General features: G+C 66.8%; 14 protein-coding genes. 4 read left to right on the forward strand and 10 right to left on the reverse strand.

The window, feature by feature from the left end; genetic code table 11:
* Positions 1-249: 249 nt before the first annotated feature.
* A complete protein-coding gene (locus QHF83_RS18560) occupies positions 250-717 on the reverse strand; it encodes a hypothetical protein (RefSeq protein ID WP_282419198.1) in 468 nt (155 codons plus the stop codon).
* Between the two features lie 953 nt (positions 718-1,670).
* Here QHF83_RS18560 and QHF83_RS18565 point away from each other — a divergent pair.
* Positions 1,671-3,314, forward strand: a complete 1,644-nt coding sequence (locus QHF83_RS18565) for a CHAT domain-containing protein (RefSeq protein ID WP_282419199.1) — start codon at positions 1,671-1,673, stop codon at positions 3,312-3,314.
* Positions 3,315-3,320: 6 nt separating this feature from the next.
* Here QHF83_RS18565 and QHF83_RS18570 read toward each other — a convergent pair whose 3' ends face one another.
* Positions 3,321-3,734, reverse strand: a complete 414-nt coding sequence (locus QHF83_RS18570) for a DUF4215 domain-containing protein (RefSeq protein WP_282419200.1) — start codon at positions 3,732-3,734, stop codon at positions 3,321-3,323.
* 100 nt (positions 3,735-3,834) lie between these two features.
* Complete coding sequence (locus tag QHF83_RS18575) at positions 3,835-4,122, reverse strand: hypothetical protein (protein WP_282419201.1); 288 nt, start codon at positions 4,120-4,122, stop codon at positions 3,835-3,837.
* A gap of 521 nt (positions 4,123-4,643) precedes the next feature.
* On the opposite strand from QHF83_RS18575, the gene QHF83_RS18580 reads away from it, so the two are divergent.
* A complete protein-coding gene (locus QHF83_RS18580) occupies positions 4,644-5,354 on the forward strand; it encodes a hypothetical protein (protein ID WP_282419202.1) in 711 nt (236 codons plus the stop codon).
* A 472-nt stretch (positions 5,355-5,826) separates the two neighbouring features.
* On the opposite strand, the gene QHF83_RS18585 is transcribed toward QHF83_RS18580, so the two are convergent.
* Both QHF83_RS18585 and QHF83_RS18590 read right to left on the reverse strand, forming a co-directional pair.
* Positions 5,827-6,249, reverse strand: coding sequence for a hypothetical protein (locus QHF83_RS18585; protein WP_282419203.1), 423 nt, complete (start codon positions 6,247-6,249; stop codon positions 5,827-5,829).
* A 715-nt stretch (positions 6,250-6,964) separates the two neighbouring features.
* Positions 6,965-8,179: a hypothetical protein gene (locus QHF83_RS18590; protein ID WP_282419204.1), complete on the reverse strand. Its 1,215-nt coding sequence runs from the start codon at positions 8,177-8,179 to the stop codon at positions 6,965-6,967.
* A gap of 181 nt (positions 8,180-8,360) precedes the next feature.
* Between QHF83_RS18590 and QHF83_RS18595 the strand changes: the two genes are divergently transcribed.
* Positions 8,361-8,564: a hypothetical protein gene (locus QHF83_RS18595; protein WP_282419205.1), complete on the forward strand. Its 204-nt coding sequence runs from the start codon at positions 8,361-8,363 to the stop codon at positions 8,562-8,564.
* Positions 8,565-8,586: 22 nt separating this feature from the next.
* On the opposite strand, the gene QHF83_RS18600 is transcribed toward QHF83_RS18595, so the two are convergent.
* The 5 genes from QHF83_RS18600 to QHF83_RS18620 form a co-directional block, all read right to left on the reverse strand.
* Complete coding sequence (locus QHF83_RS18600; RefSeq protein WP_282419206.1) at positions 8,587-9,552, reverse strand: hypothetical protein; 966 nt, start codon at positions 9,550-9,552, stop codon at positions 8,587-8,589.
* Between the two features lie 200 nt (positions 9,553-9,752).
* Entirely contained in the window at positions 9,753-10,970 is a 1,218-nt protein-coding gene (locus tag QHF83_RS18605; RefSeq protein ID WP_282419207.1) for a hypothetical protein, read from the reverse strand.
* Between the two features lie 67 nt (positions 10,971-11,037).
* Positions 11,038-11,952 (reverse strand): sigma-70 family RNA polymerase sigma factor, encoded by a 915-nt coding sequence (locus tag QHF83_RS18610; RefSeq protein ID WP_282419208.1) that lies wholly within the window; start codon positions 11,950-11,952, stop codon positions 11,038-11,040.
* A gap of 523 nt (positions 11,953-12,475) precedes the next feature.
* Entirely contained in the window at positions 12,476-13,975 is a 1,500-nt protein-coding gene (locus tag QHF83_RS18615) for a S28 family serine protease (protein ID WP_282419209.1), read from the reverse strand.
* A gap of 445 nt (positions 13,976-14,420) precedes the next feature.
* Positions 14,421-15,592 (reverse strand): IS3 family transposase gene (locus tag QHF83_RS18620; protein ID WP_282419210.1). Its coding sequence is split into 2 segments (ribosomal slippage): positions 14,421-15,325 and positions 15,325-15,592, totalling 1,173 coding nucleotides; the frame shifts between segments, so codons are not numbered across the junction.
* Positions 15,593-15,649: 57 nt separating this feature from the next.
* Here QHF83_RS18620 and QHF83_RS18625 point away from each other — a divergent pair.
* A complete protein-coding gene (locus tag QHF83_RS18625; RefSeq protein WP_282419220.1) occupies positions 15,650-16,306 on the forward strand; it encodes an IS4 family transposase in 657 nt (218 codons plus the stop codon).
* The last annotated feature ends 14 nt before the right edge of the window (positions 16,307-16,320 follow it).

Here is a 16,320-nt window from a genome sequence, read left to right on the forward strand (position 1 = left end):
GGCATGGCTGCAAGTACCGGCCTCGCCGCCTTGGGCGCCGGTGCCCCCATCGGCTCCTCCGCCCCCGTCTGCGGCACCCCCTATCGACGAACCCGAGCAGCTCGACGCTATGAGCAGCAGCCAAGGGCACAGGATGACGAGCGTTCGTTGGTGAGTCCTGGGCTGAAACTGCATGGAACACCTCGCACAGCGAGAGCGGAGGCGGAAGCGGCAAGCGCCTCCGCCCGCTCCTTCTTCAACCTGGCCTTTTCAGGTTGCAGACGCCTTCTTCCGCGGCCCGATGGCCATGAAGTCCACCACCGTCTGCAGCTCGGCGGCCAGGTCGGGCATTCGTTCCCCCATGGCCGACAGCACGCCGTAATAGGCGAGGAACGCCTCCCACGCCTCCGACCCTGCTTGCATCCCGGTATCCTCGGCGAGCTGCAGGGCCACGCGAAGCTCCTCCTCGATCGGCTGGAGTTGCTTCGTGAGGCCGGCATCGTTCTCCAGGCCTGCGAGCGGGATGTTCTTCAGCGCGACGTTGTACTTCTTCGCCAGATCGATCACCCGCTGAATGTGCGGCTCCGCGCCCCTGCGCTGGCGCAGCGTGCGCCTGCGCTCGTCCGCGGTGAGCGTGATCCCGTGCGCCCTGAGCTTCTCGACGATCGCCTTCAGTTGCGCGAGCAACTGGATGTGGTCCTCGGGCGTCAAGAGCGTGTCACCAACTTTGTTCTCCATACGTGAACGTTCCTCGCTTTCGGGGGTAGGTTACCCAACCTTGCTTGCCGTTGCGAGTTCGTTGTGATGGGCATCGCTCTCCCCGGGGTGGCGAAGGATCGGCCAGCGCGGGGCGAAAGCTTCGCCAGCGCGGGGCGAAAGCTTCGCCAGCGCGGGGCGAAAGCTTCGCCAGCGCGGGGCGAAAGCTTCGCCAGCGCGGGGCGAAAGCTTCGCCATCGGGTGGCGAAAGATCGGCCAGCGGATGGCGAAAGATCGGCCAGCGGGTGGCGAAACATTCGCCGCCGTATGGTGAAACATTCGTCACCGTGTGGCGAAAGATCCGCCACCACCTGGCGAAGGATCTGCCATCGGGTGGCGAAAGATCGGCCAGCGGATGGCGAAAGATCGGCCATCGGGTGGCGAAGGATCCGCCAACGCATGGTCGAACCTCTCCTCTCGACAGGGGGACTCTCATGCGACACGCCTTTCTCGTTTTCGGGCTCATCGCTTTCGGGTCGCTCGGGGTCGTGGTACGGTCTCCGCGAGATGGAGGTCGTCGAACGATGGACACCCGAGCCGCCGACCGCGGAGTGATGCTCGCATTCTCGTCCGCGGGCGCGTATCCGTACTCCAACGTCCTCGCTGCGTGCAATGTGGCTTGAGCTCGAGCTTGCCCCGGATGACCAGGGGATCCGCCTGTCTGCGCGTGGGAGCCGCGGAGAGCGCCCTTCGCCACACAGGCTCTCGCCCGAGAAGGGCGCCTTCACATTGCAGACCTTCACGACCAAAGTAGGGCGCGCCTCCCGCGCTGCGAAAGCGCTCGATCCCGATGTCGTGAGCTATGCCCAGGCGCTCCACCAGGAGCTCTTCCAGGGCGAGGTGCGCGACACGCTCACGCGCCTCGGCGAAGCCGCCAAAGACGGCCGCGTGCTCGTGCGGCTCTTCATGAGCGATCGCGAACTTCAGGCCACCCCATGGAGGCCCTGTGCAGGCCGGGCACCACCGAAGGCTTCCTCGGCACCGATGCAAAGCTCTTGATCGCGCGGGGCGTGATGTCACAGGATCCCTGGGAGCCGCGCGCGGTCCGCGGCGCCGTGCGCGTACTCGCCATTGCCCCTGGAACCGATGAGCGCGCCCTCGCGGTGTTATCCGAGGCGCTCGCCCCTTCCGTCGAGGCCGGCGAGGTGGAGTGGCTGGATCCGATCGCTGGAGACACGATCAGCGCCCAGGTCCTCTTCAACCGCCTGCGGAGCGGAAAGAGCCCCCATGTCGTGCACTACCTCGGGCATGGCGGGGTGGATCTGCAGGGGCGACCGGTGCTGCGCCTGGCCGACGACCATGACGGCGAGGAGCGGTGGATCACGGTCGAGGCGCTCGCGCGCGAGCTCCAGTCGAGCTTTGCCGAGGATCTGCGCCTCATCGTCCTGGAGTCGTGCGAGGGCGGAAAGCCCGGCGTGTTCGGTAGCGCCGCGGAGATCCTGGTCAAAGCGGGCGCCGACGCTGTCATCGCGCATCTGTGGCCTGTGAGGGCCGACGTGGCGCGGCTTTGTTCCGTCGAGGTTTACCGGACCCTGACCGGCTCGGATCGCGCCTCTGGCGATATCGGCGCCAGCGTTGCGGCGGCGCGGCGCACGCTTCTGACAGAGAGCGCAGCGGCCTTCTCACCCGTTCTTTACCTTCGCGCCTCCGACCCTGTGATCTTCAATTTCAAGAACCGCAGGGTCGCGCGGCCCGGGAACGAGTCCAGATCCAAGAGGCTCGCGCCAGCCCTCCAGCAGATCATCGAAAAGCCGTTCACGCTCGTCCTCGGAGACAACGAGGGAGATCGCGCCGTACTCAAGAACGAAGTCGTGCAGTTTCTGGTGGCGCAGGGCGAGACGAGCGACCCGGGCCTACCGCTCAGCGCCCTCATGCAGCAATGCGCGATGCGTTATGGCATCGATGTTTGCCACTCGATTTTCCAGACCTCCATCCTGGAGCAAATGCAGGGTTCTGCGCCGCCCTTCTTCGAGGCCATGGGCAGGCTCCTGCCCCCCGGCGTCCACTTCACTCTTCTGTGGCAGCCGTACCTCGAGCGCGCGATCGCGGCGGCGCAGCCTCAAAGGACCATTTATGCCATCCAGCCGTCGTTGCGCAGCTCCGGCAAGCCACGCGTGATCAAGCGCCCGGCAGGCGCGGCTGCGTGGAAGATGGAGGCCGCCGTGCCCGGTCGGCTCGATCTCGACAATGAAATCGTCGTGCTCCGCATCTACGGCGGCTACTCGGCCGAGGCGAGGCCCATCTTCTCGCAGCCGCTGCTGACCGAGGACGACCATCTCTTGAGCTTGCGGAGCCTCAGCTGGATCGAGGAATTGCTCTCGCAGCCGCGGACGCGGCCGAGCCTCTTCGCCGGGCTCCTTCTGCGGAAGTGGCGCCATCGCATGCTCCTTCGCTGGCTCCATGACGAGCGCCCTCCCCCGAAGGACAGCCTGGCCATCGTACCGTCGAGCGCAAGCCTGACCGAGCCCGCGATATGGGACAGCGGCGGCTGGCTGGAAGGGGCAGGGCGGGTCGCCGTGATCGCGGAGGAGCTGGAGCAGCTCTCCGCGCTCCTGCTCGACGCGGCGCAAGGCGCCTGAGGCGGGTCAGAAGGAAAAGCGGGTCGAGAGGCCTGCCGTATCGTGCGACGCCACCGGGACGCCGTTCGTCGAGTTCTGCTGGCCCTTGCATTCCGGTTGGGGACTTTGAACGTCTCCCGCGCCGCAATCACACGCCTCACCGGCCGCGATGTCGACGACTCCGTTTCCGCACGTCTCGTTGGACTTGCAGTCGGCGCTGCACCCGTCGCCCCCCACGTCGTTCCCGTCATCGCAGACTTCATCGGCCCACGTTTCCGACAGGCCCTTGCCGCAGGTCGGGTTGCTATACCGGCACATATTCTGAACACATTCATAACCGAGCGAGCAGTACCCATCGCCGCACGGTATTTCCAGCCCAACGCACGCTCCGCCGAGCGCGATCAGCGCGAGCACGAAGAGCAACACGGCCGCGCCAATCATCACGCCGCCTGGTCGGCGACCCCCTGTCCTGCTTGCCGCGAGACCCATGGCCATTCTCCGTGTGGATAGCGTCTTCATCCGATGGTCATGCATACGAATTTCAGCGTAGGATCCGCCATGCCCAAGAAGCTGCAAGCGCCATCGCCGACGCCGTCGGATACAGCCGGAGCGACGCGAGCATCTCGGCGAGCGCCGGCCCCCACGCCTCCTGCTTGAACAGCGCCGCGCGGCCTCGCTGGAGCCGCTCCCTGGCGAGCTCCTTGTTCGCGTCCGGCGTCGGCGCGGACGCGGGCGCATCCTGCGCCAGGGCGGGACCTCCGCACAGCAGCACGCCGTCGTAGGGGCCACCATTGCCGAGATGCAGATCACTGATGAACAGGGTGCGCATGTTCCTTCTCCTCGGCCGGCGACGCCCAATCACGAAGCGCAGGAGAGAGTCGATGTCGCCCCGACGTTCGCACGGTGAAGAAGCGAACGTCATCCAGTGTCAGCCATTTGTGATCTGGACCCGGCAAAAAATCGCATGTCATGAGGCGTAATGGCCGGTAATGACGTGTCATCGACTTTTCCGCGGGGCGCCTCGTCCTCGCGCTCGTGGTTTGCCGCGATTCGTCGCGGGCGAGGTGCGGAGGCCATCGCACCGAACGGTCCGCGAGGTCTGCCCCCGGCGTACATGCGCGCCGCACCTCATCTGTCCGGCTCGCACCGTAGGTCTGATGGTGAATCGTGTTTCCATTGTCACAGAAATGGATTGACGGTTCGAGCACGCCCTGTCACGCTGGAAAACCTTTTCTGGTTCTTGGGCGCGCGAGTGGTTATCGGCCGTGATCCAGGTAGCCGCTGGGGGGAGGGGCCATGAAATTGACGAGAGTGATCGCAAGTATCGCGATATCCAGTGCGATGGGGACCATGTCCGGATGCACCGGACCGGCCTTCGAGAGCGCTCCGACGGACACGGACGACGTGACGGAGGCGAAGGATCGGCTCGTCGACTCCAAGTCTGTAGCGATCATCTCTCCGGACGACGCCGAGGCCGAGACCGGGAAGACCTACGGAGAATGGTCGGCAAAGTGGTGGAAGGTGATGCTGGCCATCCCGATCGACACCAATCCGACGTTCGACACGACCGGGGCGAATTGTGGCTTCGGCGAAACGGCGGACATGTTCTTCCTCGCGGGCGAGGGCTCGGGAACAGCTGTCACGCGAACATGCACGGTGCCTGCCACCAAACCCCTGTTCTTCCCGATCATCAACGTGGAGTGCTCGAACGTGGAGAAGGCTCCCTTCCGCGGCAAGGACGATGAGGCTCGTGCGGCCTGTGCCGCGCACTTCGCGGATGACATCGGGATCAACACCTTGAAGGTGACGCTCGATGGGGGGGACGTCCATAACCTCCACCGCTTCCGTGCCGCGTCCCCGCCCTTCGACTTCACGATGCCGAAGAACGACAATATCCTCTTCGTGCCAGGCAAGACCTCCGGCCGCTCGGCGTCGGACGGGTATTGGGTGATGCTGGAGCTGCCCCCTGGCGACCACGAGCTCCACTTCGAAGGGGCCTTCACAAAAGGCCCGGGTGCCGGCTTCTTTCAGGACGTGACCTACCATCTCACCGTGCAGTGACGGAGAACCTCAGGGAGCGGGAGCGGAAAGCGCGATGGGCCCCGTCGCGGAAGCGCAGGCAGAGGCGGAAGCTCCTCCGGCGTGTCACGCGACGCGCCTTGCACGCGTGCAAATCGCCTGATGGTCGCCGCTCGGTGGGTCTTCCACGCGCGCAAGGCGCTCCAAACGAGCTGCGCGGCGTGCCTTGCACGTGTTCAAGGCACGTCGCGCACGCGGCGCGGGAGCGCTTGCGCGCGTCCGAGCGTCGCCCTCCCATGTTCCCATCGGGGCTTGCATCGACGCGAGCGCGCCGATCACGGCGTCAAAGCCGCGTTTGCTCCGGTGTGTCCCGCGCCGCGCACGTGTCCCACGTGCCTTCGCGCCGATGCAAGGACGACCGCGCAGGCGCTCGCGCTCGATTTGCGTCGACGCAGCCGTGGGCGCTGCCGCGACCGGCGTGGCGCTTCACCACGCGCCGGGCGAGCCGACCGCGTCAGAAGGTCCAGTTGCCTACCGTGACAAGGAAATGCGTGGGATCCTCGCAGACCTCGACGCGCGTTCCGCCCCGGCTCCCGACCCAGCAGGTGCCGGCCGCCTCCGGGCTCGCGATCCGGGCGAGGTCGGGCACTCGGGCTTGAAGCGCGGCCACGATCGAGTCGCGCGCTGACACGGCGTAGACGTACGCGAAGATCGTTCGGTATGCGGTGACGCGTCGTGGGGCTTTCGGATCGAACTGCACCTCGAGGGGCTGCCACAGGCCAGCGGGGAACGGTACGAGGTAATAACGAACGAAGTCCCAGTGGATCCCGGCGCCGAACGGCAAGCTCTCCTCGGTCCGCCCGACGAGCGTCGTCGCGTCGGGGAAGATCTGCGCGACGGCGGTCGCGGCGGTCTGGAACGGCATGAGCTCGATCATGTGAGGAGCATCGCCATGAATGCTGCGATCCAGGCCGTTTGGCGGGCCGCCCGGGGAAGGACGGCCCGCCGAGCGAGGTTCACGATGCGCGGCGGTAGACGAGGCGGGTGAGGGGGGCGATGACGTGGTCCATCCGGTCCAGGACCCAGGGATCCATGGATTGGATATAGCGCATGGCCTGGGCGACCTGAACGCAGGCCAGCACTTCCCTGGCCGACCCGAGGGCGGAGGAGTAGCGCTGTCGCTTGTGCAAGCCGTTGACCTCTGACCCCATGGTGGTCCTGGAGGGAACCGTGCGGATTCGGGCGAGAACGGCGAAGGGGTCCGTGACGGCCTGGGCTGACGCAGAGAACGCGAAGGGGCGCTTCTGCGCGTGCGGGTGTGGGGGGCGGATCAAGGTGTTGCCACGGCACTGGAAGCAGGGGGCAAAGGAAAAACCTCTCCCTCCCAGGCCGATCGCTGGATGCTTCTAACCAGGTGCGCGAGCAGGCATCCCCAAAGGCGCAATCGGCCCGGGAAGGGTGAGGCTGGGGGCGTTATGCCCAGACGCCCCCAGCGAGTGCGCATGCACAAACGCGCATGCGGGCTCGCTGCGAGCGTCGGGGGTTGTATCGCCCCTCAGATGGATATTGGCCGCACGCCGATCACGGTGACAGCGGAGCGCTCGATTTTTCTGGGGCGGTGACTCAGTTTACGGTCTGGCAGGCGCGGACGGCTACGGCTCGCGGAGGCGCTTCACGACCTCCGCCGTCTCGGCTGCCACGCGCGCGCTGATGCTCGGAACGAGCTTCTCGTGGCGAACCCGGTGATAGCCGAAGGCGACCGTGTTGGATGCGTTGCCCATCAGCTCGGGCGGCACGTCGACCGTGACGTCGACGCCCGCGGGGGGCAGATACTTCTCCAGCGTGTCGAACACGACGCCGCGCTTTTCCGCCCAGCGGTGGGCCGCGTCCGCGAGATGGCACGAGCCGCAGTCATTCTTCGCCGAGTTCGTCTTCCCGGGATGCTCGTTCTCGAGCACGGCGTCGCGCGCGGCGAGGACCTCCGGCGTGCTCGTGCCGGCGACCAGCGCGTCGGTCTTCAGCAGCGCACCGAAGTTCTTCGCCGGCGCGGGGGTCAGCGTGCCGTTCGGATCGTCGAGGTCGTCCTGCTGCGCCTGCCGCAGCCAGCTCTGCGAGAGCGTGCCGGCAGGAAGGCCGGGGAGGTCGACCTTCTCGAAGACGGCGCCGTTCCGGACGAAGCGTGAGAAGCCCCAGTTGTCGAACGCAAAGTGGTTGGTGGTGAAACTTATGAGCGACTCCTCGGTGGCGTAACGCACGATGATGTCGTGGAGCTCCTCGGCGAACGCCGATCCGATCCCGGCCGCGGCAAGCCCCGGGTGAACGCGGAGCCGGCCGCTGGTCGATGCCGGCGAGTGCGCGCGCCAAGTCGTAAGGTCGGAGGCGAGCGCCGCGAACCGTGCGTCGTCGAGCTCATAAATGAGGTGAAGGGCTGCATCGTCGAGCCCGACGGCGAGCGTCTCGGCGCTCAGTCGAAGCTCATGAACGCATGGCCCGGACGCGCGCGGTGCGCACGGATCGACGCGGGCCGCAATGACCGTGAGCGTCGTCTTCGCTCCTCCGGGAAGATCGGCATGGAGGTCCGGCATCACGTCGCGCGCTGCGGATGGGAGCCCGGGCCCGCGCTCGCCGGCGGCGGGAAAGATCTTCAGATACCCCGGCGGAAGCTCGCCGTTCTCCGGGGCCGGCCAGAGGATCGAGACGTCGCTCGGCGAAAGGTCTCCGGTAATTCCAGCATCGGCCGCGTCCGGCTTCGGATTGTCCACATCCGGCGAGCCGCACGCCGCGAGCACGGCGCTCGCGAGGACGCCGGCGGGGCCGAGAGCGCGTGGCAACATGCCGCCGAACACAGAAGCGAAGCGAATATTCATACCTGCCTGTGTGCCACGACCCGTCCAAACCTTACAAGCGAATCTCGCCTGCAAGAGGAACCCCTGCCATTCGTGCGTTGCGTCCTCGTGTCCGTCCGTCGCCCGAGGACGAGGCGCGTGTGCACCATCGTGCATGCGCTGAACCTTCCCAGGACAAACCCGTTGCGCTACCATCGCTGGCGTGGACTCTCGCCTCGACACCGCACTGCGCCTTGTGTGGACCGTCTTTCCAGGCGTGGACCTCGTTGCCTACCAACTCGCTGGCGTGACCGCGGTCTTCTACATGCTCGGTCCGCGCGACGTTCCTATCAGGACGTGGAACCTCGCCGAGGTTCTCGCCAAGCGCGATGCCACCGGGCTCGCCCTCACGGTCGGGCAGGCGTAGGAGCCCGCGTATCCGCGCCGATCTACTCGACGGTCCAGTGCGACCGACGGCAGCAGAAGGTGATCGCGCTGTTCTTGTTCGGTGACGCCGAGCCCTTCGGCGCCCCGCCGGAGCTCGCGCACGTGCCGTGAACGTACGTCGCGCCCGTGACCGCCTTGGCTCCGATGGCGCGCCCGGGGGGCAGGATGTCTGTGCACTTCTCCCCGGTGGACGCAAGGCTAGCCTTCTCGAACTCCGACGAACACACCGCATCGTCGTAGAGCCGAAGCGATCCCATGCACGCGCTCCCCACGGGCGCCCCGCACTCGCACGCCTCACAGCCGCGATCATCGATCGGCTCGTCGGGGTACATCTCGTGCCGCTCGAAGTTGTAGTTGTCCGGGCACGGCTCCATCACGCCCTTGCCGTGCACGCAGTAGAGCCACTCGGGGCCAGGATCTGCCACGCAGTACCGCTTGATCGCGCTCTCGCCGCACGTGTCGTCGTTCGTGTTCGCCATGCACGCGAGCGCGCCGAGCTTCCACTCTCTCGTCGTCGTGAACGAGGGCGCGGCGCTCGTCGGTGCGCAAGACTCACTCGTCGGACCGGGGAGCGCCGAGGCCCGCACGGACTGTGCGCAGAGCTCGCCGCCGCACGACGCACCGGCCGGAAGCGCGTTCGAGCTCGTGCACGATCCGTCCCATCCCGCGGGCCCGCTGAACGGTAGCGATGCGGCGACGCCCTCTGCACACGTCGCCGCGCGGATCTCGATCGTCTGCGGCGGCCCGCCTTCGCACGTCCCTTCCGAGGGCTCGCACGCGCACGCATCACACTCGGCCGGGGGCGCGACGAGGTCTTCGAAGAGGCGGAACTTCTCGTTCGGCACACTGCCCGGGCAGAACTTCGGGAGCGCCTGCGGTTTGTCGAACCTGACCGAGACCGGAACCTCGCTCCAGTAGCCAGCGCCGCCGCTCGGCACGGGCACGCAAGCGTCCAGGCAGGTGCCCATGGACTGCGGCGTGGGGCCGGGAGCAGCCGCATCGCTTCCACCCCCATCGGCGCCCGCGTCTGCCAGTAGCCCTCGACAATACTCGTCGGGGAGCGGTGCATTCGGGTCGCAGTGGGACTGCACGAACGTGTCTGGCGCCGAACAGGCTGCGAGCGTTGGGAATAGGGCCGTTACCATTAAATGAATTGACATTCGCATGATTAAAACTCCCACCCTGCACCCACCCCCACGCCGATCATGACGGGCGGCTGAGAGGAAACCAGGGTATTGCCGACGAAAATCTTGACGCCGCTCGACAGGGCAAGGACCTCTGTCGCAGCGTGTACGCTGAGGGATGACGTGAGTCGAAACTTGGCGCCGATGCGGGCACCGCCGCCGGGCTTCACATCCACGACGGTCACCGGCTCGTAGCTCTCACGAGAAAAGGCCACCCTGATCATGCCCATGTGTCCGAGCGCGCACCCGAAGAACCATCGATAGTGGCCGCACGCGCTCACGATGCCGCCTGCCGTCATCGCGTCGATCTGGAGCCCCTCGATTCCCGATGTCAGCCAAGCCGCCCGCGCCTCCAACCCGAGCGACGCGTATTCGTGTACCTGCAAGCTTCCGCCGAGCACCGCCCCCACCGCGGGCGCCCACGTCGCCACGCCGAACAACACGACCGGACCCGCGTTGATCGAGCCGCGGATCCCGCTCTTCTTCTCGTCATCGATGACGCCACCGCGGATTGGCTCTCGCTTCGGTGGCTCGTCGTCCGGTGGCTCCTCGACGCTCGTCGCCGGATCGAGCTGACGTCGCCGTAGAAGCCGCTCCGGCGGATCGATGAGTGCGAACGAGGGCAGCGGACGCAGGGCCAGCGTGTACCGCAACGTCCCGCCCTTGATCGCCTTGAAATCGATGACCGCGTCCTCGAATCCATTGAGGGATGCCCGCAGCTCGTGCTCGCCAGCCGGGACGAAAAGAATGAAGCCGGTATGACCCTCGCGATTCTTGGGCAAACCGTCCAGCGTGACGCGGGAATGTGGCTCGGACACGGTCACCTCGACGCGGCAGACCTGCGAGCGCGCGACGTCATACGCCGAGAGCCAGGCGTGTCGTTCGTCGGATGAAACATCCTGTCCACGCTCGATGGCGTCGAGCAGCAGATCCGCGGCCTGGATGGGGTTGCGCAGCTCGACGAGCAAAGCCCCGAGGCGCCCGCCTACGGTCGGATCCTCCTTGATCTTGAAGGCTTCGGCGTACGCCATCGCGGCTTCGGGCAGCCTCCCCGCTGCGCGCTCCCGATCCGCCTTGGCGACGAGTGCTGCAAATCGTGCCGCCTGCACGGCATCGTCGGCCGCAGGCCGGGGCGCGTCCTCTGCGAGTGCAGGCGTCCCGAGCGTGAGAATGGCGGCGATGACGATACCGAACCGCTGCATGCGGGTAAGAGTACCCGACCCGGGACAAACCCGTCAAGATGGACGAGACAAACTGCCGCGAGGGTCGCTACCGGTTGCCCTTCGGAAGGAACGACATGCCCGACAGGTCCACCACGACCGGAGGGCGGGTCACTGTGGGCGTACGTGAAGCACGTCCCACCGATGGCGCTTTCGCGGGCTTGACGGCGGAGCCGGGCACGGGTTCAGGGGGAGCTGCCGGCGGCGTGGGCTGCGGCGCCTCCTGCACCGCGGCCACGATCGGCATGCGATACCGGAGCCCGGTACGCGCGATGGGTAGCTCTGGCCCCGGCGCGAGCACGAGCAGACCGATGATCACGCCGAGCGCGTTCCCTGTTGGGTGAACGTAGCCAGCGAGCTTGCGGAGCCGTTCGAGGCGGAGCGCGTGGTCTTCCCCGACCAGCCACAGAAAGGGCATGAAGTTGCGGAGGTCATCGCGCGAGAGACCGCTTTTTTTGAGGAGGAATGTCCGGGCGCGCTCGAGCCGCTTCTTCGCCAAGGCTTCCGAGATCCCGAGCTCCGCGGCGACCTCTTGGTGCGACCTCCCCTCGATGCCGACGAGCAGGAGCACCTCGAAGAACTCGGGAGGCAACTGCTCCATGGCCTTCGCGACCTTGCGCTGGACGTCGCGCCAGTGGGTGATGCGCTCGGGTGAGGCGGTCGGGGCAGGCGTGGATTCGGCCTCGCCGTCGTCCGGCGAAAAACGCGCGTCGTAACGTCGCTTGGCGCGGTCGCGGTCGCGGGAGACGTTCGCGGCGATCCCGAGCGTCCAGGCCCGGAGATCGCCGGCCTCGGGGTCGTAGTTGTCGCGGCTCTCGACGGCCGTGGTGAGGACGTCCTGCGACTTGTCCTCGACGCCGTCGTTGCCGTTGGCGCGCTTGCGGCTCTCGCCCGCGAGGAAGCGCTCGACGTCGGCGCGCAGCTCGACGAGCTGGGTGAGGAGGCCCTTCGGTCTGTTGCCCATGTCTCCTATTGGCCGCTGAGCCGAAGAGGTGACTCTTCTTTCTCGCGCCAAGGTCGATTTTGTGGACCGCGTGGTTCGCCTTCCACGCGCCAGCCAGGTGCTATGGGGACGAATCAACGGGCGCGGGCAAGACGCCCGCGTCCCGATACCCTTATGCCCACGCCGGATCCTTGCCCGTCGGGCGGTGATCGTCCCCGACGGCAGCAGGAGCGGGAGCGGGAGCGGCAACCAGGATCTGATTGTGTACCGCTGTTGAGGAAGGGGGCTAGGCCGAGTGCCGGATGGGCCATGGGCGTTGCCAGGTGTGGCGGGCGCCATGGCGGAGGGTGGCGGCCGTCCAGGGATGATCGATGAAGAGCTCGGCAATCGGCGCGCCCTTCGTTTGGCACGACGCGCGCGATGGCGTCGCGCGTGGGTCCTTCGAGCGCGCTTTCCGAATTGCATGGCGCCGACCGGTACGAGCGGCATCGACCAGAGGACACGGTGGACTCGTTTGTTTCAGAACGAGCTGGCAAGCGCGGGATCAGGGCATCCGGCGCCGGCTTTGGGACAGCATCCAGCGGGGCGTCGACGGGTACGCCGCCAGCGCGTGCGCCTTCTGGACCGGGGTGACGCCCGTCCAGGCTTGCAGCGCGGCGAGCGCCGCCTCCAGGTCGGCCTGCGGCAGCCCGCCGATGGACGCGCTGTGGTTCCCCGCCGGCTCGAAGAAGCGGTACGAGTCCTGCGCGCCCCCGAGATCGAAGGCGGCGGCTGTGTACGGATCGTTCTCGCCGTAGATGAACATCATCCGCTCGCCCTCGGTGGTGAGCCACGCAGAGACGTCCTGCATCGCCTGGGGGTCCAGGATCGGGTTCTTGCCGCGTCCGGGCAGCGTGTACGAGGCGGCCACGTCAAAGCCGGGGTAGAGGAGCAGATCCGCGACGTTCTCCTCGGCGTAGCCCGGATAGCCGAGCTGCACCGCCGCCTGCCAATAGTACGGCTCGTAGGCGAGGGTGGCCCCGTCGGACCATAACGAGGGGCCGCAGACCAGGTCGAAGAACGACCACACCTCGTCGTCGCTCGCCGAGGTGGACGGGATCTCGGCGCAGTGGCTTTCGTCGCCGTACTGCCAGAAGCTGAAGATGAACTCGATCACCGCGGTCTCCAGGGCCTGATCCTCGCCGAGCAGCTCATAGGTGAGGCCGGCGTCCGCGGCCTGGGCCTGCATGCGCGTCAGCATCTCCGGCCGGCGCAGCAGCACCTCGCGCTGGAAGTCGAGGAGGGCCTGCTGGCAGGCCGCGTCGCCGCGCTGGGCCACGAATTCGAGGTAGCGCGGGTCGGCGTCGCCGAAGTTGTGCGGGGCGACGTAAGCGACGGTGCCGTTCACGTCGTCGGGATAGAAGCGGCGGTGATAGACGGAGGTCATCCCGCCCTTGCTGCCGCCGGTGGAGATCCACTTGCCCTCGTAGAGCGGCCGGATCACCTCGACAATGTGGTGCAGGTCCGCGGCGGCCTGCTCGATGGTGAGCTGCGACCAGTCCGCGGGCTCCGGGCGGGAGGGGGTGAAGAAGCGGTGCTCGACCCGGACCTGGTTGGCGGCGAGCAGCTCGGCGGGCTCGTCGAGCCACTGGTACTCCGGATAGAGGTTGTAGCCCTGGGTGGCGAGCACCACGGGCGCGGCCGGGTCGCGGTGATGCAGCACGAGGCGCTGCTCGAAGCGCGCGCCGGAGGGATCGTCGTGATCCGCGGGCTGGTCAATCGTGAGCACGAAATAGCGGTAGCCAGGGATCTCGGTCTTCTCCTCCGTGACCGTGAGGCCCTCGATGTCCTGGAGCTTCTCGAAGATATCGGCCGACGTCGCGCCGCCGGAGCCGCCGGAGCCGCCCGCACCGCCGGAGCCGCCGGTGCCGCCCGCACCGCCGGAGCCGCCGGAGCCGCCCGCACCGCCGGTGCCGGAATCGGGGTGGGTGTCGTCGCCGCCGCAGGCGACGAGCGACAGGGAGGCCAGGGTGATGGTGAGCAGCGGAAGAAGCAGAGTGCGCATGGCGGGGAGCCATGGCAGCAGGCGTGCCAGGCCAAAATGGGCGCCGTGGCGCGAGGATTCGTGGCCTTGCTCTCTGCAACGCGCGTGCTTCCGGCTGCTGCGTGGTGGTTGCACCGGTTGCACCCCCTGTTGCACCCGTTGCACCCGTTGCATCCTGCTCGCACCCCGATTCCTTGAATGTCTCCGGCTCGATCCCGTACCGCTTCATCCAGCGCTGCACCTGCATTTGGGCCTGACACGCTGAGTCCCGCGACGAGCTCGATCCCATACTCCAAGCGGATCTCCGATGGCGGATTGGCGCGATACTTCTTCAGGGTGCGACCTCCACGGTTTGCGCGTCCCGTCCTTGTGAGTCTCTACGTCTATGGCTACAAGCTCGTGAACGGCGTCCATGAATGGGTAAGGAGCGAATCCTGATCTTCCCCCGCTCCCGTGGACAAACGCACTATGCCGCAAACGCGGCCACTTGTGCTCTCAATTCGAACTCGACCGGGCTCAAGTACCCGAGGTACGAGTGCCGCCGGGCGTGGTTGTAGAACCGCTCGAGGTAGTCACCGATCGACGCCATCGCGGCATCCCGTGTCGGGAAGCGCATCGCGTCGACCAGCTCGGCCTTGAGGGTCGCGAAGAAGCTCTCGGCGACGGCGTTGTCCCAGCAGTCACCGGTGCGGCTCATGCTCGCGACGATGCCGCGCTCTCGCAGCGCCTTCCGGTAGTCCTCGCTGGCGTAGGGGCTGCCGCGGTCGGAGTGGTGCAAAAGCCCCGGCCCCGGCCGGCGTGCGCGCAGCGCCCGCTCGAGTGCCGCGAGCGCGAGGGCGCGGTCGTTCTGCTCGCTCATCGCGAAGCCGACGACCCGCCGCGAGAACAGGTCGAGGATCGTAGCCAAGTACAGCCAGCCCTCGGCCGTCGGGATGTACGTCACGTCGGTCACCCACGCCTCGTTCGGGGCCTTCGCGTCGAATTGGCGACCGAGCAAGTTCGGCGCCAGCGGCATCGTGTGGTTCGAGTCCGTGGTGCGCCGAAAACGGCGCTTGCTGCGCGCTTCGAGGCCCCGCTCGCGCATGAGCCGCTCGACGCGCTTGCGGCTCACGCACAGGCCCCTGGCGCGCAGCTCCGCGTGCACCCGCGGGCTGCCGTAGGTGCCGCGGCTTCGGCGGTGAGCGGTGGCGATCTCCGCCGCGAGCTGCGCGTCGGAGGCCTTCCGCCGCGGCTCGGGGCGCTTGCACCAGGCGTAGAAGCCGCTGCGCGAAACGCCAAGGACGTCGCAAAGCACGGTGACCGGAAAGAAAGCCTTCTCCGCAGCGATGAACGCGAACTTCACTCGCTCTCCTTCGCGAAGAAGGCCGCCGCTTTTTTTAAGATTTCTCGCTCCATCTGCAGCCGCTTGACCTCACGCCGCAGCCGCGCGAGTTCCTCGCGCTCGGCGCCCGTGAGGGTCTCGGGGGGTTTCTCCCGGCCGACGTTTGTCTCCGCAGCCCTCACCCACTCGCGTAGCGCCGTTTCGGTGAGATCCAGATCCTTCGCGACCTTCGCGATGCTCCGGTCCCCAACCTGGCAGAGACGAACTGCCTCTGCCTTGAACTCCGCGCTGAACGACCTCCGCTTCCGCCTCGCCATCGAACTCTCCTTAGCGCATCTTCGCGCCTTTGGGTTTGTCCACGGAAGTGGGGGAGGATCAACCGCAGGACTGCGAGGACAGCACGAACGAGCATCCGAACCGCGAGCGTCACGCTCGACGTGCGCGACAAGCAGACGGGCAAACGACACCCGCTACACACGAACGTGGTGTGGGTGCGCGAGGAAAGTCGGGTCCCGGAGGGCGAGGAGCGTATCGAGTGGCTGCTCTTGACCAACCATCCGCTCGAGACCCTCGAAGACGTCTGCCTCGTGGTTTTCGGTTACACACAGCGCTGGCGCATCGAGGAGTTTCATCGCACGTGGAAGCAGGGCGGCTGCAACGTCGAGGCGACGCAGCTCCACATCAGCGAACACGTGAAGCGATGGGCTACGCTGCTGGCTGCCGTGGCCATGCGCATCGAGAGACTGAAGTACCTGTCACGCAACCATCCCGATCTGCCCGCAACCGAGGAGCTATCGCGCTACGAGATTGACGCACTCGTGCTCAAGAGACGTAAGCGGAAAAATGCGGGCATCCCCGATGGGATCCTGACGATCGGCGTCGCAACACAGTGGATCGCAGAGCTCGGCGGCTACACGGGTAAGTCCTCAGGTGGCCCGCCAGGATCCATCACCATCGGTCGAGGGCTCGAACGCTTGGCTCCCGCAGCAGAAACGCTGCGACAGCTCGATGAGGCAGGGCTGTTGCGATGAGATGAATGGTCAGG

Origin of the sequence: Polyangium sp. 15x6 (genome assembly GCF_029960785.1) — a bacterium.
Taxonomy (GTDB): Bacteria; Myxococcota_A; Polyangia; order Polyangiales; family Polyangiaceae; genus Polyangium.